Raw genomic sequence first — 22,179 nt, 5'->3', positions numbered from 1 at the left:
TTCTTGCATTATAGGTCAGTTTGGGAACCAGCCGATCGGTTTTACATCGAGATTGATGTTGATTTGCTTGATTTCTTGGTATTCGTCTAAGCCATATTTCCCCAAGCTTCGTCCTATCCCGCTTTGTTTATAGCCGCCCCATGGCGCCTCGACGTATGTTGGATGATAATCATTAACCCAGGTTATACCTGCCCGTACTTTCTTGATCACACGCAGTGCCCTTGCTCCATCGTTGGAGAAGACTCCACCTGCAAGACCATAGTCTGTGTCATTTGCAAGCTTAATAGCTTCTTCTTCGTTTTTAAACTTTTGGATAACAACTACTGGGCCAAAAATCTCCTCTTGTACGATTCGCATATCAGCCGTTACATCGGTAAAGACAGTCGGTGCAATGAAGAATCCTTTGTCAAGACCATCATCGACAAGACGGTAACCGCCTGCTGCCAGTGTCGCGCCTTCCTGTTTGCCAATTTCAATATACTTTAAAATGCCATTCATTTGGGCTTCACTGACAATGGCCCCCATATGGCTGTCTGATGCAAGGCCAGGACCTACCTTTATTTTTTTCGCTCGTTCCACATAGCGTTTTACATATTCGTCATGAATACTTTCTTCTACAAGAATGCGGCTGCCTGATGAACATACTTGTCCTGCACCGAAGAAGATGCCAAATAATCCGTAATCAACCGCAGTTTCTAAATCCGCATCCGCAAAAACGATATTAGGTGATTTACCGCCTAGCTCAAGCGAAATTTTCTTTAAGTTGCCTGCTGCCGCTCTCATGATCGAGCGGCCAACGTCTGTACTTCCTGTAAATGAAACAATATCCACATCCTTGCTTTCTGCAATAGTTTGACCAACAACAGTTCCGCGGCCCATCACCATGTTGGCGACACCTTTTGGGATGCCTGCTTCCTCTATGATTTCAAATAATTTCGTTGCTGTAACAGGTGTCACCTCGGCTGGTTTGAACACAATGGTATTGCCTGTAGCAAGTGCAGGTGCGATTTTCCACACGCTCATTAAGAGTGGAAAGTTCCAAGGAACAATCAAGCCGGCTACGCCTACTGGCTCACGAACGACCATCGCTTGCACCGGACCGGGAACCTGATACGTTTCTCCATCCGGATGTTGAACCAGGCCAGCGTAGTAACGAAAGCACGAGGCCGCATCTGCTATATCGAAAGCTGCCTCTGCTTTAAGTTTCCCGTTGTCCATTGTCTCAAGAATCGTCAATTCTTCCGCGCGTTCATCAATTATATCCGCGATTTTAAATAAGTAAGACGCACGCTCCTGTGCCGTAAGGTCTGACCAGACTCCACTTTCAAATGTAGCTTTCGCAACTGAAATGGCCGTTTCCGTTTCTTCCATGGTCGCACGTGGTGCCCTGGCGATGATTTCTTGTGTAGCAGGGTTAATTACCGGGACCACTTCATTTGAAGAGGAAGTCTGCCATTTGCCATTAATGTAATTTTTCAGATCTAAAACAGCTGTTTTTAATATTGTCATATCATTTGCCTCCGATTCATTATTTAGATTCTATGGATCATTAAAGTTTTAAAGCAAGCCTATCCCCCTTCGCCCGTGAGCAACATGTCAGGATGGCGTTGCGAGATTGGCGATTTTCTTCGCTAAGGAAAAAATCACGATGGTCGACTTCCCCTTCATCGACCACTACCTCACAGCTTCCGCACCCGCCCACTTTACATGAATACGGTGCATCGACCCCTTCCCTTAAAAGAGCATCAAGCAACGTTTCCCCTTCATGAACGGAGATGGACCGATCGCTATCCGTCAGCTCAACAATGAATGGATTTAGGGGCCCATCATTTTTTGCCGCAAATAATTCGAAGTGAATCGCATGTTCCGGATACCCATATGAACTGGCTGCTTCACGATACTCTTGTACCATCTCGCGCGGGCCGCAAAAATAAACATGTGTGCCGATACGATGATCCATCATTGTTGCAGGCGTCATTCTGCTTTTTTCTTCTGACTGAGAAAAATAAAAGGTGCATTGATTCGGATAGTTCACTTTTAACCTCTCATGATACGCACATAATTCCGGTGTACGTGCTGCATAATGCAGTTCAAAGGTTTGGCCCTCGGCAGCCATGTCTTCCATCATTGCCAGAAACGGAGTGATGCCAATTCCAGCTGCATAAAACGCATGATGCTTCGCTCGAAAGCTGAGAGGAAAGTTATTTTTAGGGAAACTGACTTCCAAAATGGTATTTTCCTTTACATGATCATGCCAATAAGCAGATCCCCCACGAGTCTCTTCGTCTCGACGAATGGAAATGGCATATTTTTTGCGGTCTCTTGGATGGCTAATAATGGAGTATTCTCTCTCGAAAATCGTTCCGCTTGCCTGAATGAAAGTGGTTAAATGCGATCCGCCTGTAAAAGCAGGCAATGGATTACCATCAACAGGCACCAACTCGAACTGTTTCACGAATTCTGTTTCTTGGATGATTTTGTTTACTTTCATTTGAATATTTCCAACTAATCGCATGATGGTCAGCTCCCTACTACTTCTTCTTTGCCGGCCGGAATGAATGGGTAACCAATATAGCCTTCCCGTACAATTGAATAAAAGGGTCCAATTTCAAGACTGGCTTTGCACTGTCCACATTCAGTAACTTCAGCTTTTTCTTCGACTCCTGATACTTCAAAACATTTCATGCAATATACGTAACGTCGTTTTGGGCCGATAATCACCACTTGAATCTCGTCTTCGGATAAACCAGCTTCTACCCCGAGCTTAAATACCATAACGGCATTGTTCCAGGCAGCTGCAATATAAAATTGGGTACCCATCCTTTGTGATAAAATGAATTTCTTAATCCGCTCGCTATCTTCCACTCCTCTTATGGCCAGGAATTCAACAGCAATTGTATCCGCAATTTCAGTTGTAAAAACCTTCGCCTTTTCGTATCCGGCTTGATCGGAAATGATGACAAACTTTCTTCTTCCATTCCGCGACGTAAATTGATTTACGATTGTAATAGATTTATCGAACAATACTGGACTATTGTACAAGGCACTCTTCCTCCTTATTTTAGGTGTTCGCTTTTCCTTTCTTCATCTATCCGCCTCAAATATTCGACCGATTGTGGAAGAAACGGGGCGATCCCTTTGTATTCGGCCATCGGTTCCGGAATATCCTGGAGCACGCTATATGTTAGATCAAACCACTCTTGGCGCAATGTCAAATCTTCAAGCGGCAGGAACTGCGTGTTCAATACGAAGAGTATGGCGTTACTTCTAGGCAAGCGGTAAAATTTTTGTTCTTCAACACGCAAACGAACCAGTTTCCCTGCACTTTCTGGTGTAATCTCAGAACGTTGCGGCTCCCAAACATCCATCGTCTCGTAGTTGACATCCCAACGATTCGCCATGAGATTCCAGTTGATGCGGGTCCATGGCTTACCGGGCTCGATTGATAATAAAAACTTCCGGACGCGCTCTGCCAGCTCATCACCTTTCCGCGAAACAAATGGCACAGGTGCATGAATTTCATCAAAGGACATCCCTTTATTCCAGTTAGCTGAGAAAAGGGCGGCATATGAAACTTGCCCCACTTCCAAATAAAAATTACTATCACGATGAACCATCAAAACAAAATCATTATGGAAATGACGGCCAATATAATCTAACGGCTCATTTGGAAGAGTGCTAGCATCGCCAAATACGAAAGAATCCGAATCCCCAAAAATATGGTTCTTGAAGGTCCAATTGTCTCCATCTTTTAAGACCTCGAAATGCTGCGGATAGCGGTCAATTGCCATATCGATGAGCATCTCAAACACTTCCCATTGCATCTCCAACGTATGTGGAAATGATTGAAACCTTATATGCGGCTGTTCCTGAAGAAGTCGACGCTTCGCTTCCACTTGAAGCCTATATTCTGGTGTAACTTCAATACAGTTAATATTGGAAAGTCTTTTCAAGTCGTTGGAATAGCGATAGTTACCGGAAGTGAATGGAAATGGGAATGTATCTAAATCAGTTGTTTTGAAATCCAATCTTTGTGTAAACATTGAACAATCTCCTCTCGTTAACAAAATTCTTTATAGTCTTCCACTTCTATTTGGCTTCCTTTAATTGGATAGATGAGCGACCCATGTCAACTTCATAACGGAAAATGTATTTACTTGAACAATAGTAGGTGACTAACGCGACAAAATATGTCGGAATGCCCGCAGCAGTATAAAGGAATAGGTTGCTCGATTCAAAAGTCATTGGATTATAGAGAACCCAGTATACAATCGTTCCAATGATCACCGTAAGAATGGAGGATGGATTAACTCCTTTCCAATAGGTGTATGAGCCTTGTGTGTCATACAAGTCCCGCAATGAAATGTGTTGCCGCTTTACAAAGAAGTAATCTGAAACGACAATGCCTCCGATCACCGCCATAATGAAGGAAATGACAGCAATGAATGATCCAAATGCGTCGTAAAATGTTGAGCTTAGGAGTAAGAATACAGTTGGTACGGTTGTTCCCATTGCAACCATCCAAGACTTTTTCGGGAATACAGTTTTAAAGCTGACAGCTTGTGAGTACATCAGGAAAATAGCTGCACCGACATTCCCTACCGAAAGCAGAATCAAACCAATGAAACCACCCCAGCTGCCCGCGATAGAAAACATCCAATCAGAAGGATTGAGCGACCCAGCGACTAAAGCAGCCAAAGCCCCGACCAAAGCGGCAATACAGACAATGATCCCATAGCTGTAGAAGCCCGCTTTGAATGCCCCTCCTTCCGTTTTAGATAAACGGCTGTATTGACCTAGGTAAGGGAGCCATGAAAATCCAAGACCGATGTTTAATTCCAAGGCTGTCGCGAAGGAACGTGAAGACGTTTCAAACGGTTCAGAAGGTACTAAATCGGCAACATTCGTGAACCCCTTTCCGAAAATGACTATTGCTAGAATGCCAAACATGAGGACAAAAAAAGCGGGAACAGCTATTGCCGTATATTTTTGAATGGCCACCGGTCCCCCCACCGTTACCATAAAGGCACAAATAAAGAGTAAGATCGAGAAAAATGGGGCTCCTGTCGTTTGACTGGATAAAAAAGCAGGTGTTCCCACCCAATTAGCTGCCTCTGCTAACGCCTGTCCAGACATAAAAAGCGCAATCGAAATATAGCCGAGAGTCAAAATAAGGAAAATGAAGAAAAAGATGTTTGAACCAATATATCCCAGTGAACTTCGAAACCCGACAAAAGTGTCTATCCCATAGCGTGCAAAGTACAGGGTTATAGGAACAATGAGCAACATAGGGAAGGCGTTCCCGAATAAAATGGCTGCAAGTGAGTGCTTAGCATCAAGCATGTTACCTGTGTAACCGCCAGTTAACAGTCCAAAGGATGAAAGACCAATAACAACCTGAACTAAAATTAAATCCCGAAGATTAAAAATCCGGTCACCCTTACTTGCCGGTAAAAAGCCAAAGGCCACATCCTTCGATATGGAGGAATTCTCTTTACTCACACGCTTCTCTCCCAACTATAGGTATAATGAATCGATTGCCGTATGAAAAGAAACCACTTTAGACAAGTACATAAACCACGTAGACGATGATCATAAGCATGAAAAAAATTGACCCTATCGCATCCTTCCAGTGCATTTTATCGATTTTCACAGCTTCTTCCTGCTCATACGCATTGATCCGCTCATTCAAATCTGAATATAGACCTTTAATAAAGGGGTCCTCTGAATTGATATTCTCTTGAAACTGATTCACTTTATTCAAAATGGCCACTCCCTCCTTTGCCTCTCTTATTTGTTCTTCACTTTTCTTTAATGCAATAACCATGCCGCATTGAAAACGCTATCATAAAAGTGGAATTAACAGGAAAGATATTCATTTTTGAAACTATTGATTAATTGTGAAATTTCTGTAATATTAGGCTAAGGAATTCAACGAAAGGCAGGTATATACAATTGGATCACTTCACCTCTGCCCTCTTGTCTATTTATGATCAGCTTATCGTGACAGATGAAAATGGAATCATACTAGAATCGATTGGAATTGAAAATTCCTTGTTCCACACAATCAAATCAGCTACTGTCGGCGGCTCCCTCAAAGATATGGAACAAGATTTATTTTCTACGAACTCAGCAGAAGAGGTAATGGCCAATCAAGAAAAAAAATCATTCATGCAGACCTCATGGCAAGGCTTCGATACGCTTGTGACGGCATACCCGATTGGATCTGCATGGGTGTTTGCGTATAAGGTAATTACAGACTCTTACCTCGATGCATCAGAAGATCAATTGATTAAAATGCCTGAAACGAAAAAGCCATCCTTTCCCTTTGTGATCCGCAGTAAGTCCATGCTCGAAGTTCTTCATAAAATGCAAATGGTTTGTGATTTTAGTGCAACCGTCCTTCTATTGGGGGAATCCGGGGTTGGAAAGGAAATGGCTGCCCGGGCCATACATAATATGGGCAACAGAAACAAAGGACCGTTCATACCCGTCAATTGTGGCGCCATCCCTGAAAACTTGATTGAAAGCGAACTGTTTGGCTACGTTGAGGGAGCATTCACCAGCGCAAGGAAAGGCGGCGCAATGGGGAAATTCACACTTGCCGATAAGGGTATCTTATTCTTGGACGAGGTCGGCGAGTTACCGCTTAACGTACAGGTGAAATTGCTTCGTGTCCTCCAAGAGCGCATCGTCACACCAGTTGGCAGTTCCACCTCCCACCCCGTTGATATTCAAGTGATTGCCGCGACCAATAAATCCCTTGAAAACATGGTGAAAAAAGGGGAATTTCGCGAAGACTTATATTATCGGCTTCATGTCGTGCCGATCCACCTTCCGCCGCTTAGGGACCGTATAGATGAGATCCCTCATCTGGTCCAATTTTTTTTACAAAAGTATAATGCACTGTACAATCGACAAGTGACATTCACCCCGAATGCAATGGACATGCTAAGTATCCATCAATGGCCAGGTAACGTGCGCGAACTTGAAAATATAGTGGAAAGGCTTGCAATCACTAGCAGAACAACGGAAGTGGATGTTGACATGGTCAAGGAAGTCCTTCCCCTTAAAGAGTCCAAACAGACTTTAACACCTGTTATAGATTTTCTAATGCCCATGCAGGAAGCGGTCGACCTTGTGGAGGAGCAACTGATCAGCATGGCAATGGAACAATATAAATCATTGAAATTAGCGGCAAAGGTATTGGATATCAGCCAGCCAACGATGAGTAGAAAATATAAAAAGATGCGTAATAAAATGGAAGATGCACACCTTTCGCCAGTGAATAAACGGACCGTTTTAGAAGAGCAAATAAATAAACGGCTCCGCTCCATTGCCGTTGTGACGGCAGCAATCATTCCTGCCGAGGAGGTTATCAGTCTACAAAAAAACATGAACTGCCTGGGTTCCCATTCTCAAAAATTGAAACAAAAGCTTACTCTGATTCAAGAAAAAGAAGGCGTAATCGAATGGGTCTTTATATTTAGCATGACTGAGGATGGACGCCTAATCCACCTCATTGCAGACAAAGGTTTTGTAATTGAACCGGGAGAAGAATATATCGGTCCCCCTGAAATGATGAATGTAGCGTACGCGGCATTTAACGGCCAAGCAGGAGTTACGCCCATTTATGAAGACAGATACGGTGAGTGGAAAACTAGCCTTGCACCAATTATGGATGATGACGGCAATATTGTCGCCATTGTCGGCTGTGATTACAGCAAATCCTATATTAATTCGGAAATGCAGCGTCTCAGCAAGCAACTTAAAATCCGGATTTAATGTTGAGTTGATTCCAGCCGCCGCCTGGATGCTGCTGGAATCAAGCAAAGAAAAGCGATTACAGCAGTGCCTTGAAGGCCTTTTGCAATCAGCTTTTTTGTTATTAAATGTACATGCATTCCGCTTCCCCAAAAAAGAAAGGCACTATAACACAATATAGTTGGTTCATACATTCCATGAGTAATATCAAGGGTTGAGAAATTCATACACAGTCCTAATTATTCAAGTAGACCACACTGTTACTTTTTTCCACTTGAAAATTCAGATCATCCTTAATATTAAGCACATTTGTTCCTTTATCATTGTTGGATTCAAAAGATATCCCATATCCATTGTTTTCAGGATACCCATATAAATAGCAGACTACTTTTCCATCTTTCAGAAAAACTATTTGATTCATACCTTCATTTACAGTTTCGCTAATGGCATCCCATTTATAACCGACCGTTTCATATATATCCTCTTTTAGAGTATATGGAGTAAAGGAATACACTTCATCCCATTCAAACGGTGTTACATCTTGCAAGTTTATGGTTTCAACGGAATGTCCAATTGCTGACACTTCTTCGTTTAGCAGCTTTTCATTCACGTCCCATATATCCTTCTTTAACAGATTCATGAGGATAGCTATACATATTATACCGAATGCAATGATCACGACAGTCTTGTTAAATTTCACACTGATCTGCAACCTTCCTATTGAAATGACCACCTCCATTATACCAACACTTTCCAAATCAAGAGTGGTTTTCACGAAAAAAAGCCTGCTTGAATTCAATCAAAACAGACCGTGCATGCTACGATTACACAAATATGCCATACTACCTCTCAGTCCTTCAGTTCCATAAACCTGCTTAATTCATTTAAGGATCATGCCATTATTTCAATTATTCAGGAATTACTTCGTACGCTAGCTTCATAATAAGATCTTTGTATTGGGGATACTTTACTAAAAGATCAGCTTGTGTGAACAGTTCAAAGTCCTTGAATTCAAAACCCGGCGACACCATGCAGCCTACTAGCGAATATGTATCTTCCGCCATAACCGACGATCCAAAGATTGAATTTTTTGGAACTAGTGCTTGGAGGACTTCTCCATTGTCTAAGTTCATGCCTAATTTAATTTCTTCATAGTCACCAGTTTCATTAATGATATGTATGGTTAAAGGACTACCACCGTGATAATACCATAATTCATCCGATTTTAGGCGGTGAAGATGTGAGACGTCCTTTGAAGTTAATAGAAAGTAAATGCTTGTATAAAGCTTTCTTCTACCTTCATAATTGACGGTCAATGCTTGATCAGATGTACATTCCTCGGATTCAAAGGTTCTTTTAAAATATCCTCCTTCTGGATGGGGCAGCAGCCCTAGCTTTGATACCCAATATTGTGCATTATTTTCATTCATGTCAGTATTCCTTTCTTTTTTAGATAATCTCTTTTAACTTACTTAAATTCTTTTCTAATTTTAACGTATATAACCATTTCCTTTAAGATCCTTTTTTATACCAGGGTTATATTTTTTGCATGAAAGAATAATCAGTTTGTTGGCTATGAATAGTTCTGAATTGGCTATTTAGCACCCTTCTATTGCGAAAGTAACCGTTATCATATATAATTATATTATCAGAGGATTGTTACTGTTCGGCAGGCAAAACCTGGATTAATTCAAGTTATGGAAGGGAAACCTGTCTGTAATTTGTATTGATCCAGGTTTTTTCATTTCAAATTATTGAAGGAAAAGTGATAATTTATGGACTTCAAAAAAATATTTAATAATAATGTCGCTTTAACAGAGGATTCAAATCAAACTGAGATGGTCGTCATGGGAAGAGGTCTCTCCTTCCAGAAAAAAGTTGGCGACCAGGTTGAGCTTGAAAAAATCGAAAAAACCTTTATCACCCCTTCTAAAGGTTTTGCTGACAAATTATCTGATTTGCTTGATGAGATTCCTTATGAAATGATGGAACTCTCAAAAGAAATTATTGAGATGGTAAATGAGGATCTGCATACAGAGTTGAATGATTCACTTTATTTAACATTATCCGATCATCTTCACTTTGCTGTCACAAGAACAAAAAACGGGATACCGATAAGAAATGCGCTTATGTGGGAAGTGCAAAAGTTCTACAAGGCTGAATATCAGGCTTCTCTTAAAGCATTGAATATGATCAAAACGAAAACAGGAGTAAGCATGCCTGAGGATGAAGCAGCATCCATTGCCTTGCATCTTTTCAATGCACGGCAGGATGGCTCTGGTATGGAAGAGACAATGGCGATGACGAACATCGTCAATGATGTGACCAGTATCGTTAAGTATCATTATGGATTTGACTTTAATGAAGACTCGATGAATTACAGCCGATTTATCACCCATCTGCGTTATTTTGCCTATAGGATGCTGCGCGGTGAGTTAAATGACGACAATAATGATGGCTTATTTCAGCAAGTGCAGCTGCAATATCCACAAGCCTACGAATGTACGAAGAAAGTGCAAGCTTATCTGAAAAAGCAATATAAAATGGAAATGACCACTGATGAGTCAGCCTATTTTATCATTCATATCCAACGGGTTTCGAATCGGGAAAAAAAATAATACATTACTAAAGGATTGTTACTGTTTGGCAGGCAAAACCTGGGAAGAATACAAAGTGGATGTAAATCCATTTGTGTTCTTTTCAGGTTATTTTTATTTTATAAAAGGAGAGGAAACAATGGATAACAAACAGTTAGGCAATCGAATCGTTCAGTTGGTGGGCGGCGAAGGAAATATCAATTCCCTCGTCCATTGTGCTACACGATTAAGATTCAAGCTTAATGATCGCCAAAAAGCTGACAAAGAGGAATTAAGGAAAATCGCCGATGTTCTTACAGTAGTCGAAAAAGGAGGACAATTCCAGGTTGTAATCGGGAATAAAGTAGGGAAAGTGTATACAGAGATCATGAATGACCACAATATTCATAATGAAGATTCAGCCAACGAAAAGGAAACCATTGAAAAAGTAGGCGTCATGGCTAAAAGCTTTGAATATATTTCGGGGACATTTTCTCCATTGATTCCCGCACTGGCAGGAGCGGGAATGATCAAAGCGCTGCTTGCGATCCTTGATATTTTAAATCTTATTGATATAAATGGAACAACCTATGCTGTATTGAATGCAGCATCAAGTGGCCTCTTTTATTTCTTGCCAATCTTTGTAGCTATTTCCGCCGCTAAGAAATTGAATGCAAACCCGTTTGTTGGCGGCGCCATTGCGGCAGGCTTAGTTGACCCCAATTTCACGGCCCTTCTAAAAGCTGATGGGCAAGTAAGTTTCATGGATATTCCGCTGATCGTGACGGATTATTCATCAACCGTTTTTCCCTTGTTAATTGCGATGGCTGTCTATGCTCCTTTAGAACGCTTCGTAAAAAAACGCACACCGGATACGATTCAACTATTCTTTATTCCAATGGTGGGCATTTTGGTCATGGTTCCATTAACGGCCTTAGTGTTCGGACCGTTTGCACAATACATTAGTTTAGCAATTGGGGCTGCCGTTACTTACTTGGTAGCAAAATCCGCAATCTTGACCGGTGTCATCATTGCCTCCATTTGGCCAATCTTGGTCATCTTGGGTGTGCATTGGGGCGTCGTGCCGATCATGATCGATAATTACTCACGTGGCGGAGATATAATTGGACCCATTACAGCTGCCTCTACATTTGCACAAATGGGGATCGCCTTCGGTATCTTCTTACGAGCCGGAAAAAACAAAGAATTGCGTTCCCTTTCATTTGCGGCTACGTTATCCGGCTTGTTCGCAGGGGTATCTGAACCGATCCTTTACGGGATCGTATTAAGATATAAAAAGTTAATACCATTATTATTAGTAGCTGGTTCGATTGGCGGCGCCATTGTCGCAACATTCAATGTAAGAGTATTTGGGTTTGTTTTCAATAGTCTTCTGACCATCCCTGCTTATTCACCGACACTCGGCTATATACTCGGGATTGGCGCTTCATTTCTCTCAGCAACCATTTTAGCGTTCGTCTTTGGTACAGAAGGGAAGAAAAAGGTTGCTGCCGATAAAGCTGAAAAAGCAATAGAAGACAAATCCTCTAAGACAGTGGCTGCCCTGGACAAAACCTATGATTTATCTGCACCATTAAAAGGGGAGGTGATGCCTTTGGAAAACGTGGATGATGCCGTATTTTCCAGCGGTGCAATGGGTAAGGGTGTGGCCATCGAACCGGCTGAGGGAATGGTTTCAGCACCGTTTGATGGAAATGTAGTGACACTATTCCCAACAAAACATGCAATTGGCTTGATTAGTGAGAATGGGGTTGAAGTATTGATCCATATCGGACTAGATACAGTTCAACTAGGCGGAAAGTATTTTGATGCACATGTCGAAGCTGGTTCAGCCGTCAAAAAAGGAGACAAACTGGTAACCTTTGATATTGAAGGTATTAAAAAGGCAGGCTATAAAGCTACAACACCTGTAATCGTCACTAACACTGCCGAGTATTTAGATGTTGTACAAACAAAATCAAGATTCGTCACTTTAGAAGAACCAATATTAACTATTGTAAAATAATCAAACCAAAAGGAGCGTTCACTATGACACAATTCGAAGCCAAATTCCCAAAAAACTTTTATTGGGGAGGTGCAACTGCCGCCAACCAAATTGAAGGCGGATTTGATGAAGGTGGTAAAGGTTTATCCGCTGCCGACTTTGTTGAATATATCCCTAAAGATCAAAGAACAAAAGATAATGCAATGGAAATCACCTCTGAACAAATCAGAAAAGCACTAAGTGGTGAATCGACGGCACGTTATCCTAAACGTGAAGGCATTGATTTCTATCACCACTATAAAGAAGATATCGCTTTACTTGCTGAGATGGGCTTTACGGCATTCAGGCTTTCCATTCATTGGGCAAGGATATTCCCTAATGGCTACGATGAAGAGCCAAATGAGGCAGGTTTACAATTTTACGACAATGTATTTGCTGAATTAAAGAAATATAATATTGAGCCGATCGTTACATTATCTCATTATGAAACACCTTATGGCTTGACGGAAAAATATAATGGCTGGGTTGGTCGTGAAGTAATCGATCATTTTGTACACTATGCAGAAACGGTTTTTACTCGTTACAAAGATAAGGTGCAATATTGGATTTCATTTAATGAAATCAATATGATCACCATCAGTCCTTTTACCGGCGGAGGCGTCATATCGGATAAGGAAGCAAACTCCATGCAGGCAAGATATCAAGGTTTGCACCACCAATTTGTCGCGAGTTCACTGGCCACAAAAAAATTACATGAAATTATCCCTGATGGAAAAATGGGTTGCATGCTGGCAAGGATGAGCCATTATCCAAACACTCCAAATCCTGCAGATGTCATAAAAGCGCAAAAGGATAATCAAGAAAATCTATTCTTTACAGATGTCCATGTTCGTGGTGAGTATCCTAAATATATGGATCGTTTCTTCATTGAAAATAATATTGAAATCATCAAAGCCACTGGGGATGACGAGATCCTTATGCAGCATCCAGTGGATTACATCACCATTAGTTATTACATGTCCATGTTATCCTCCGCTTCCCCAGAAGGAGAGCGAACAGAAGGAAACTTAATGAATTCACTAAAGAATCCTTATTTAGAAGCTTCTGAATGGGGATGGCAAATTGATCCGATCGGTCTGCGTGTCGTATTGAATGAGATGTATGATCGCTATCAAGTGCCAATCTTCATGGTTGAAAATGGATTGGGTGCCTATGATAAGGTCGAAGAAGACGGCTCCATCCATGATCACTATCGGATTGATTACTTAAGGAAACATATTGAACAAATGAAAGAAGCTGTCGGTGATGGAGTTGAATTGATGGGGTACCTGGCCTGGGGACCTATCGACTTAGTTTCCATGTCAACAAGCGAAATGTCGAAACGGTACGGCTTCATTTATGTCGATAAAGATGACGAAGGCAATGGAAGTTTGGAAAGAAGCCGTAAAGATTCTTTCTACTGGTATAAAAAAGCGATTGAAAGTAATGGTGAAGTATTATAATGTCGGCATCCTTTGGCGAATGCCACTCCCCCTCCCCGTTTTTCCATTACAACACTGAAGATCGCGCTGCCTGAGGTAAACAATAAAGGAATGTAAGGGTGTTAGATGCTTGACGAAATCCATTCGGAAAGCATCTAACACCTTTTGTCTTATTATCACATGATGTAAAGTCATAAACCTTACCTTTCCACTGAGTATGCCATGTTTCATAGTCATGGCTTCTGATATTCACGAACGGCTTCTAATTATTGGTTGGAGCTTATACAAAAAACAAGCACCCTACCCATTAGCTTGGAAATGGTTTGCTTGTTTTTATCTTATTTGCCCTTTATTGAATGCACTATTTATTCGTGATCCCGGTGTTAGTTATACGAATCTTCATATGAAATTCAACAGGAACGGTCGGGTATCGTTCCTCCCAGGCTTTTTTATCGAAGTTCCGAAAATGGCTTCTTACCTTTTCGGTGATACCGAGCGGATCAACCTCTAGCTTCTTAAATTTATCCATCATCTTATTCGCCCTTTGCATGGTTCCTTCACTCCATTCCTGTTCCATTTCTTTCAATGTATCTTCCCCCAACGAAATGCTTGGCGCATCTTTAACCTCTCCTAAAAACGAGACATGAACGTCAACGCGCGGATCATCTTGGCTGCCGGACACTTTATATTTCACTTTGGAGCGGATATTTTGAATCGCTATGTACTTCTTATTCTTCAAGCTAATTTGATCCGTACCTGTTTTAGTCTTTTCGTAAAGAAGTGTAAATAAATAACTCTCCTTATCGGACAACGCCCCTACGTAATGATCGCCCTTAAAAAGAGCGAGTCCCTTATATCGAATATGATCGTGTTTTTTTTCAATCATAGGCAGAAAGGGATCTTGAACGAATCCGTTATACTGTTCCAGGAAAATATGGACAGTCGGTTTAGGAATAATGTCTTTCAAATTTCTCTCCATGAAATCGGAAAGATATTCTGCAGATGTCGGTGCATTGGAATACTTAAAAGTTAACAGATCTTCAACGCTGCCGTCGACGACCGCCATGTATACATCCCTGCCGATATCGGTGGATCGTCCGAGCGGATCGGTTAGCTCCGCGACTCCGTGTTTTGCCAGCTCTTTACTAATTAAAAAATTTTGCAGACGTCCCGTGACGAGCTTTCTTTGGGACTCCAGCTGCTGCTTTTGCAAGATGTCCAGAAAGGTATGGCCTTCCGCGGTAAAAAAAGCATCGAGCGGCTCAACATTTATGCCGGCAGGATAAAAAGGAGCAGCGGCCGTTCCCTTCATCCGATCGTCATCCACATAGTCATATCCAATGGCAGACACATGCTGGATATCTTCAAGTATCATAGTTTCATTTGAGTTGTAGAACAGAAGGATGAAGGTGAAAATGCACCAAAGAAGGAATTTTTTCATGACGTTCTCCTCAATTTCCCTTTAATCATTTGATAAAAAAAGATAAACGGAATATACGCATACATGACGTAAAGACTCACCGTACCCATTAAAGAATTTAGCTGATCGATCTGCTCGCGGGTTTTTAATAATATGGCCGCCACTGCTGTTAAAGTGAGCATTACGATAAGACTATGTTTCTGCTTCAAGCTAAACAGCTGCTTCAACCCTCTGGTGCCTGCCCAAATATATAGACAAACACTATTCACGACACTGAACAGCCAGAAAGAGATCCCCATAAACTCAAACCTTTCAAGAAAAGGAAAATCAGCAATTTGCCAAATGGTTAATGTCGGCCAAATCGACTCAAGCAATTGATTCTTGGAAAAGTACATAAGGGACACGATCATTATCACTAAATAGCTGACTGTACTGAAGGCCGTTCCATAATGCCCCCATTTTTGCGATCGTGGAGCATCTTTGATGAACGTATAAAAGAAAAATATCGTTTCAAACCCGGTCAAACTATATGCCATCGTCTTGGAGGCGGACAACAACTCAGCCGCGGAATGATCCAAAATGGGAAAAAGATGAGAAATTTGCATATGCCGCAAAGGAAAACCTACCATAATAAAAAAAATCGGTGTAGTAAAAATGAAGCTAAGGAAGCAAATTCCAACAATGATTCGAAAACCTCCAATGACATACACATACACGAGCACAGAGAGAATCAAGGCCATATACCATGTTTCCAATTGCGGAAAGATCCAAACTTGAATCAATTCGGTATAACTGCGAACAACGGAGATGGCCAAAGCAAGCAAATAAACAATTAAAGCCAAACTAAGCAGCCCACCAAGCCACTTTCCAAAAAGTTCCTTGTGAATGACGGTAATATCGTTCGTTCCTTTATTTAATATTTGATAGATCATCCACAAGATTATATGTATCGAGATACCGGCGATAATAACAGCAATCCATGCATCATTTCCCACAACTTTAACAATTTCCCGTTGAAAGCTGAAAACCCCCAGACCAAATTGCGCGGCGACGATAAGATAGAAAACAAAGAATGGAGAGACTTTCCGGTTCTCGGGCGGTAAGGGCAGCATTATGGCACCTCCAAAGGTTAATTAGTCGTCAATATCCCAGTCTTTTTTGGGAGAAGCCTCCTGCTGAAATCTTAGACGATCTTGCGCTCTTATTTGCAAAGGACGGAGCGCTTGCTTGTCGAACGGCAGCCGAATGACAGAATCCTTTAAGTCCTCCACGCGCAATGGATAGATGGGCTCAAGAAATGGGCGACCGAGGGAAGTTAGCTTTAATAAATGAGAAATGAGAAAAGCAAAGCAGACGGCGACTCCGACAAGGCCCAGTAGATGAGCAAACAAGATAAATGGAAAGCGAATGAGGCGGATCACGCTGCTGACCTGATAAATAGGTGTAGTGAAGGAAGCAAGCGCACCCGTAGCCACGACAATAAGCAGAACATTGCTCGTCAAGCCTGCTTGTACAGCCGCTGTTCCGAGCACTATACCGCCGACAATACCGATCGTCTGACCAATCTTTGTCGGCAGCCGGGCGCCTGCTTCCCGCAAAAGTTCAATCGCCAATTCTAGCAGGACCGCTTCCAAAAAAGGCGGAAATGGAATGGTTCCCCGTGAGGTAATCAGCAAGCTCAGTACATCACGGGGAATCATTTCATAATGAAAAGTTAAAATGGCTACATATGCTGGAGTGGCTAAAATAGAGAAAAGAACCGCAAAGATCCTGAGCAGCCGGAAAGCGGAAGCGACATTCCATATGGAGAGGTAATCCTCAAATGCCGCGAAATAAGTAATGAGTGAGACGGGACCTGAAATGGCAGTGGGCGACCCATCCGAAAAAATGCCTATCTTCCCTTCAGCAAGTACGGCAGCCAGTCGATCTGGCCTCTCTGTATCAATTAACTGCGGGAATGGCGAGTTTTTATTATCAGCAATCATTTGGCTGAGAAATGAAGTGTCGGCAATTTCATCATATTCAATCCCTTGAATCCTCTGGATGACCGTATTAACATTTTCCTGATCAGCGATCCCCATCACATATACAACCGCGACCCTGGTTTTCGATAGCTTTCCAACCTTAAGCTCCTTTACCTGCAGCTCGGGAATAGGCAAGCGTTTACGAATGAGATTTAAATTTGTATCAAGTGACTCCACAAAAGCTTCCTTTGGCCCGGCAACGGTATATTCCGTTTCCGGGGTAGCTACTTGCCTTTTTTCAACGGATGGGACAGGAACAGCCAGGCAGACCGGATACCCTTCTTTTTTGAAAAAAATCAGGTTTCCAGTCATCAACTTATTTTGTATGTCCGTGATATCGTCTGTAATAGAAATATCCTCGATTGGCAGTTCTCCTTTTATTTCTTCTAAAGTAGAAGGGATTTCTGCTTTAAAGCAAGCCAGGACATCATGATGAATGATTTCCGGCTTCACCAAGGTTTTGAAATAGGCAATGAAAAAGGGCGAGCCTTGAAGCTCAAAAGAAAGAAAGTCAGCCGACTCTTCACATACTTGTAAAAGCTTGGCAAGCTCACTTTTTTGAAAAGCTGAATCATTTTTCAGCATCGGAAATTCAACCTCTCTTTGTTATTGCCACATTTGATGAACGACTAATTCAATAATTTTAATATGAGTATCGCAGACAAGACTTATACACCATTACCCATTATTTTCATTTGACTTGTGTTAACGGCATTTCTCAAAACCAATAAAAAAACTCTGGAGCTACCCTCCAGAGTTCAGACTGTAGACAAACTCGATGAAAATCGAGTTTGTCTATTTTTATGAGTTGCACAATGTGGCCGTTGATTTCCTCTCCAGGCACTCGCTTTCCGCGGGCGGTCCGGGAGTCTCCTCGGCTTTACAGCCTGTGGGGTCTCCCGTGACTCGCACTTCCCGCAGGAGTCTCGTACCTTCCGTTCCAATCAACTTTGTTTGTCCCTTTAGATAGAACCCTTTTACCGAGAAGGATTTTTGTTTTAAAATAGAAGGATCAAAACGTGAGGTGATGAGGATGCTTTCTAAACATGATTCTATTCAGCGAGATCAACTTGAAATGATTACGTTAGATCAATTGGTGCCACCGAACCATTTGGTACGTAAAATGGAGGCTGCCATTGACTTCACTTTCATTTATGACTTGGTGAAAGAGATGTATTCTGAGATAGGACGCCCTAGTATTGATCCCGTTGTTTTAGTCAAGCTGGCATTCATTCAATATACCTTCGGTATTCGTTCCATGCGTAAAACGATTGAAGAGGTCGAAACCAATATGGCTTACCGTTGGTTCTTAGGCTATGGTTTCCATGATAAAGTCCCTCACTTCTCTACCTTCGGCAAAAATTATGAGCGGCGCTTTAAAGATACAGACCTGTTTGAACAGATTTTCTATCACATCTTAATGACAGCTGCCAATAAAAAGTTAATACGTGCTGAACATGTTTTCGTGGATTCCACCCATGTGAAAGCCAGTGCGAATAAGAAGAAATTTGAAAAGAAAATCGTTCGCAAAGAAACACGTGCGTATCAAAAACGACTTCAAGATGAAATCAATCAAGACCGTGAAAACCATGGAAAGAAACCTTTTCCACCGGATAAATTTGATAGGAACTAAACGAAAGAAATAAAAGAAAGTACAACGGATTCCGAGAGTGGCTACTATGAGAAAGATGAACGAACAAAACAGTTTGCCTATTCATTCCACGCAGCTGCAGACCGCAACGGGTTCGTATTAGGAACGATTGTATCGCCTGGAAATACACATGATAGTCAAGTTTTAGAGCCACTTGTTGATCAAGTGATTGAGAATATTGGAAAACCGGAAGCCGTTGCGGCAGATGCCGCTTATGAAACACCGGCCATTACAAGCTACCTATAACAAAGAAATCACGCCAGCTTTACCCTATACACGACCACGGACAAAAGAAAGATTCTTCCGCAAACATGAGTATGTTTACGATGAACATTTTGACTGTTACCTTTGCCCATCGGGCGAGGTTTTAACGTACTCAACAACAAATAAAGAGGGATATCGCGAGTATAAATCTCCCAAACACAAGTGTAAGACATGCTCATTTTTATCACAGTGTACGGAAAGCAAAGACCATCAAAAAGTTGGTGACACGCCATATCTGGCAAGAAAATATGGAAGAAGCAGATCATCTGCGTCATCATCAAGATGTAAAACCTATCTATGCGAAACGCAAGGAAACGATTGAGCGTGTATTCGCAGATGCAAAAGAAAAGCATGGAATGCGTTGGACTACTTTAAGGGGACTTAAAAAATTGTCGATGCAAGCGATGCTTACTTTCGCTGCCATGAATGTAAAGAAGATGGCCAATTGGGCATGGGAAATCCCCAAAATGGTTTAACATAGAAGGCTCGTAGAGCCCGAATCTCTTCACTATAGGCACAATTCAAAGAGAATCTCAAAAAGGGGTTCGGAATTTATAATTCCGAACCCCTTTTGTCTACAAACTGAACTCTGGAGCTACCCTCCAGAGTTTTTTCTATCCAATCTGTTCTTAATGGTCATATCCAAAGCAGTCAAAAAAGGTTACTCTTTCTTATCCTTTTCCAGTAACACAATTATTTTATCCAGTTTTTGTTCAATTCTATTTGACTTGTTTGGCTGTTTGGTCACGAGTGTCCATACCAGAAAAAACACTCCAGAAAATATTCCAAATATACATATAAGGAAAAATATTGAATATAGCGCATCGCCGCCATTGATTGACATAGTCGTCCCCACCTTTACAGATTAACTAATCATACCATATTTTTCTAACAAATAGGCTAAAAAGCGGTGAACTGATTAAACTCAGATCAGCACCATTCGTGCCGTCATCCAGATCCTGTTTTTATGTGGAATCGCCTCAAATGCTCTTCTCCATAAAATAAAGCTGCCTTAAAGGCAGCTCTGACTTCGACACATAAGAATAGCAATCTTCTTGACAAGTAAATCTCGATGCTGCCACTCCATCATTGATTTGAATGGGCATATCTCTTGATGAAGGAGGCATGCTAGACTAGTATCACCTATTGAACGTTATTACTCAACTGACCGATATTCTCGACTTCGACAACGATTTCATCCCCTGATTTGACCGGGCAGCTGCCAGATGGTGATCCCGTTGCCAAAATGTCACCGGGCTCCAGTGTCATTACCTGCGATAGCCAGCTGATTAGATAAGGTATGCTCAGAGACATTTCATTCGTATTGCCGTCTTGGACAACACGGCCGTTTAGAGTGGTCACAATCCGTAAGTTTGTCGGGTCCACCCCGGTAACGATGCACGGTCCTAATGGCCCGAACGTATCAAATCCCTTACCCCGTGTAAACTGTGGATCTTTTTTTGTAAGATCTCTTGCCGTGACATCATTGAATATCGTGCAGCCAAACACGTAATCAAGCGCATCTTCTTCTTTTATGTTTTTTCCGCGCTTCCCGATGATCAAAGCCACTTCCCCTTCAAGTTCCACTTGGTTGGTTAATTCGGCAGGCGGAAGTACAATCGTTTCCTTGTCTGCAATAAGCGAAGATAAGGGCTTTAAGAATAGAAATGGTTCAACAAGGTTCGCCTCTCCCCCTGTTTCCTTTGCATGGCCTGCATATGTCCACCCGAAATTGACCACTTTGGATGGTTTTACCGGCTCCAAAATTTTCACGTCACTATATTTCACCGTTACCCCGTCATACTTTATTTCCTTGTTGACAAGTTCAGCAAAACTGCTCGATAGTTGTAATATTGACTCATCCTCAACAATTCCGTAATGTATATGGCCCTGTTGATTCTGATAGCGTACTATTTTTTGTGTTTTTTGTAAGACTTGCATTATGAATGAACTCCTTTGATGAATAAGATGTGCCTACTACAGTTAATAAAAAATTCGGCTTTGCTATACTATATTAACACACCTGTTCTTTTACGTGAAAAAAAGAACTGTCATCGCAGCTCTATCTTCAAGTAAAGTCGAAAATATTTTTCTTTCATGATTCCCGACTGTATTTAAGTGGAATCAGTTCACCAATTTTCGTTTTCTGTAGTTTTCCATCTATCTCCAAAATAATAAAACAGTCTGGTGAATAATCGGAGATTAATTCCCTGCACATCCCACACGGACTTACGACTCTCAACTCCCTATTCTTTTCATCGGAATACGGATGCCTTACTGCCACTATCGTTTCAAAGTATCTTTCTCCGTCTGAAATGGCCTTTCCCATTGCAATGGCTTCAGCACATACCGAAACCCGCCCAATATATGCTTCTATATGTACCGCCGAAACAATATTTCCGGATTTCGTTTTTATGGCAGCTCCCACATGATGTCTATCGTCTTCATAGAGGTCCGTAATTTTCCTTTTAGCTTCATCTATTAATGTAAATTCACTTTCTGTTAAAGGATATGCTTTCATTCCTGTTCCTTCACCTTCCTTTTATGTTTAGGCGTCAAAGTGGCCGTATGTGCTTCCTGAAAATACGACTTATTCTTTTCGTGATTTAATTAAGTTCTTTTAAATCTGCACTATACCCATTTTGGAGCATAGTTCATCGTGTTTAAATCATATAATGAACAAATCAAAAATATCTCCTATAAGATTTTTCACGACGGCAAGTTGGGGTGGTATTTTTGTCCTACGGATTGAAACGCTCAAAAATCTCCACCTTTACCCCCTTGTATTCCGAAATTTTGGCGGTGCGGGACTATCGCCAAGTGGACGTACTTAAAACGAGGAATTCAGGTAAATTTCTCTCACTCTTAATTAGCTACTCTATGCGGGGGCTTCCCCCACATCCCCTTGCCAGCTTCTACCCTGTTACAAGGGGAAGCTTAATAACAAAAAAAAACAACATTACAAGATTAAACCAAATATAAAAAAAGTCCAAA

The 22,179-nt window shown here is 41.6% G+C and carries 22 protein-coding genes; 8 read left to right on the top strand and 14 right to left on the bottom strand.

Annotated elements, in window-relative coordinates:
* Nucleotides 1-15: 15 nt before the first annotated feature.
* Genes ABE28_RS04440 through ABE28_RS04415 form a run of 6 tightly spaced genes read right to left on the bottom strand, consistent with a single transcriptional unit; the run spans nucleotide 16 to nucleotide 5,764 of the window.
* Nucleotides 16-1,509 (bottom strand): aldehyde dehydrogenase family protein, encoded by a 1,494-nt coding sequence (locus tag ABE28_RS04440; protein WP_064466868.1) that lies wholly within the window; start codon nucleotides 1,507-1,509, stop codon nucleotides 16-18.
* 40 nt (nucleotides 1,510-1,549) lie between these two features.
* On the bottom strand, nucleotides 1,550-2,515 hold the full coding sequence (locus ABE28_RS04435; RefSeq protein WP_064466869.1) for a PDR/VanB family oxidoreductase: 966 nt from the start codon (nucleotides 2,513-2,515) through the stop codon (nucleotides 1,550-1,552).
* Between the two features lie 5 nt (nucleotides 2,516-2,520).
* On the bottom strand, nucleotides 2,521-3,042 hold the full coding sequence (locus ABE28_RS04430; protein WP_064466870.1) for a hypothetical protein: 522 nt from the start codon (nucleotides 3,040-3,042) through the stop codon (nucleotides 2,521-2,523).
* 14 nt (nucleotides 3,043-3,056) lie between these two features.
* Nucleotides 3,057-4,043: a heme-dependent oxidative N-demethylase family protein gene (locus ABE28_RS04425; protein ID WP_064466871.1), complete on the bottom strand. Its 987-nt coding sequence runs from the start codon at nucleotides 4,041-4,043 to the stop codon at nucleotides 3,057-3,059.
* Between the two features lie 46 nt (nucleotides 4,044-4,089).
* Nucleotides 4,090-5,502: a purine-cytosine permease family protein gene (locus ABE28_RS04420; RefSeq protein WP_064466872.1), complete on the bottom strand. Its 1,413-nt coding sequence runs from the start codon at nucleotides 5,500-5,502 to the stop codon at nucleotides 4,090-4,092.
* Nucleotides 5,503-5,560: 58 nt separating this feature from the next.
* Nucleotides 5,561-5,764, bottom strand: a complete 204-nt coding sequence (locus tag ABE28_RS04415; protein WP_064466873.1) for a hypothetical protein — start codon at nucleotides 5,762-5,764, stop codon at nucleotides 5,561-5,563.
* 191 nt (nucleotides 5,765-5,955) lie between these two features.
* Here ABE28_RS04415 and ABE28_RS04410 point away from each other — a divergent pair, with 191 nt between their 5' ends.
* Nucleotides 5,956-7,785 carry a sigma-54 interaction domain-containing protein gene (locus tag ABE28_RS04410; RefSeq protein ID WP_064466874.1) on the top strand — a complete coding sequence of 610 codons (1,830 nt, stop codon included), beginning with the start codon at nucleotides 5,956-5,958 and terminating at the stop codon, nucleotides 7,783-7,785.
* 214 nt (nucleotides 7,786-7,999) lie between these two features.
* On the opposite strand, the gene ABE28_RS04405 is transcribed toward ABE28_RS04410, so the two are convergent.
* Nucleotides 8,000-8,539: a hypothetical protein gene (locus tag ABE28_RS04405; protein ID WP_257390704.1), complete on the bottom strand. Its 540-nt coding sequence runs from the start codon at nucleotides 8,537-8,539 to the stop codon at nucleotides 8,000-8,002.
* A gap of 133 nt (nucleotides 8,540-8,672) precedes the next feature.
* The gene (locus ABE28_RS04400) at nucleotides 8,673-9,194 is read right to left on the bottom strand and encodes a cupin domain-containing protein (protein ID WP_064466875.1); all 522 of its coding nucleotides are present in this window, start codon (nucleotides 9,192-9,194) and stop codon (nucleotides 8,673-8,675) included.
* A 345-nt stretch (nucleotides 9,195-9,539) separates the two neighbouring features.
* Between ABE28_RS04400 and licT the strand changes: the two genes are divergently transcribed.
* From licT to ABE28_RS04385, 3 genes are all read left to right on the top strand, one after another.
* On the top strand, nucleotides 9,540-10,382 hold the full coding sequence (gene licT, locus ABE28_RS04395; RefSeq protein WP_064466876.1) for a BglG family transcription antiterminator LicT: 843 nt from the start codon (nucleotides 9,540-9,542) through the stop codon (nucleotides 10,380-10,382).
* A 118-nt stretch (nucleotides 10,383-10,500) separates the two neighbouring features.
* Nucleotides 10,501-12,366: a beta-glucoside-specific PTS transporter subunit IIABC gene (locus tag ABE28_RS04390; protein ID WP_064466944.1), complete on the top strand. Its 1,866-nt coding sequence runs from the start codon at nucleotides 10,501-10,503 to the stop codon at nucleotides 12,364-12,366.
* A gap of 23 nt (nucleotides 12,367-12,389) precedes the next feature.
* Nucleotides 12,390-13,847: a glycoside hydrolase family 1 protein gene (locus ABE28_RS04385; RefSeq protein WP_064466877.1), complete on the top strand. Its 1,458-nt coding sequence runs from the start codon at nucleotides 12,390-12,392 to the stop codon at nucleotides 13,845-13,847.
* A gap of 340 nt (nucleotides 13,848-14,187) precedes the next feature.
* Here the strand turns inward: ABE28_RS04385 and ABE28_RS04380 are convergent, their stop codons facing one another.
* The 3 genes from ABE28_RS04380 to ABE28_RS04370 are packed head-to-tail and all read right to left on the bottom strand — an operon-like array spanning nucleotide 14,188 to nucleotide 17,855.
* Nucleotides 14,188-15,267, bottom strand: a complete 1,080-nt coding sequence (locus ABE28_RS04380; protein ID WP_064466878.1) for a Ger(x)C family spore germination protein — start codon at nucleotides 15,265-15,267, stop codon at nucleotides 14,188-14,190.
* Entirely contained in the window at nucleotides 15,264-16,358 is a 1,095-nt protein-coding gene (locus tag ABE28_RS04375; RefSeq protein ID WP_064466879.1) for a GerAB/ArcD/ProY family transporter, read from the bottom strand. Before ABE28_RS04375 ends, ABE28_RS04380 begins: the two co-directional genes overlap by 4 nt.
* A gap of 21 nt (nucleotides 16,359-16,379) precedes the next feature.
* On the bottom strand, nucleotides 16,380-17,855 hold the full coding sequence (locus ABE28_RS04370; protein WP_064466880.1) for a spore germination protein: 1,476 nt from the start codon (nucleotides 17,853-17,855) through the stop codon (nucleotides 16,380-16,382).
* A 448-nt stretch (nucleotides 17,856-18,303) separates the two neighbouring features.
* Between ABE28_RS04370 and ABE28_RS26040 the strand changes: the two genes are divergently transcribed.
* The 4 genes from ABE28_RS26040 to ABE28_RS26025 are packed head-to-tail and all read left to right on the top strand — an operon-like array spanning nucleotide 18,304 to nucleotide 19,661.
* Nucleotides 18,304-18,903 (top strand): transposase, encoded by a 600-nt coding sequence (locus ABE28_RS26040; RefSeq protein WP_373921319.1) that lies wholly within the window; start codon nucleotides 18,304-18,306, stop codon nucleotides 18,901-18,903.
* Between the two features lie 9 nt (nucleotides 18,904-18,912).
* Nucleotides 18,913-19,167: a transposase gene (locus ABE28_RS26035; protein WP_083231940.1), complete on the top strand. Its 255-nt coding sequence runs from the start codon at nucleotides 18,913-18,915 to the stop codon at nucleotides 19,165-19,167.
* Nucleotides 19,127-19,507: a transposase gene (locus ABE28_RS26030; RefSeq protein WP_373921332.1), complete on the top strand. Its 381-nt coding sequence runs from the start codon at nucleotides 19,127-19,129 to the stop codon at nucleotides 19,505-19,507. Before ABE28_RS26035 ends, ABE28_RS26030 begins: the two co-directional genes overlap by 41 nt.
* Nucleotides 19,434-19,661 carry a transposase gene (locus tag ABE28_RS26025; protein WP_083231939.1) on the top strand — a complete coding sequence of 76 codons (228 nt, stop codon included), beginning with the start codon at nucleotides 19,434-19,436 and terminating at the stop codon, nucleotides 19,659-19,661. The genes ABE28_RS26030 and ABE28_RS26025 overlap by 74 nt, the downstream gene beginning before the upstream one ends.
* Nucleotides 19,662-19,846: 185 nt before the next feature.
* Here ABE28_RS26025 and ABE28_RS04360 read toward each other — a convergent pair whose 3' ends face one another.
* The 3 genes from ABE28_RS04360 to ABE28_RS04350 form a co-directional block, all read right to left on the bottom strand.
* Nucleotides 19,847-20,029 carry a DUF4083 family protein gene (locus ABE28_RS04360; protein WP_064461954.1) on the bottom strand — a complete coding sequence of 61 codons (183 nt, stop codon included), beginning with the start codon at nucleotides 20,027-20,029 and terminating at the stop codon, nucleotides 19,847-19,849.
* A 299-nt stretch (nucleotides 20,030-20,328) separates the two neighbouring features.
* Complete coding sequence (locus tag ABE28_RS04355) at nucleotides 20,329-21,126, bottom strand: fumarylacetoacetate hydrolase family protein (protein ID WP_064461955.1); 798 nt, start codon at nucleotides 21,124-21,126, stop codon at nucleotides 20,329-20,331.
* Between the two features lie 154 nt (nucleotides 21,127-21,280).
* Nucleotides 21,281-21,706, bottom strand: a complete 426-nt coding sequence (locus ABE28_RS04350) for a cytidine deaminase (protein ID WP_064461956.1) — start codon at nucleotides 21,704-21,706, stop codon at nucleotides 21,281-21,283.
* Between the last annotated feature and the right edge of the window lie 473 nt (nucleotides 21,707-22,179).

Source organism: Peribacillus muralis, from assembly GCF_001645685.2.
Taxonomy (GTDB): Bacteria; Bacillota; Bacilli; order Bacillales; family DSM-1321; genus Peribacillus; species Peribacillus muralis_A.
This window is presented reverse-complemented; position numbering and strand designations above follow the sequence as displayed.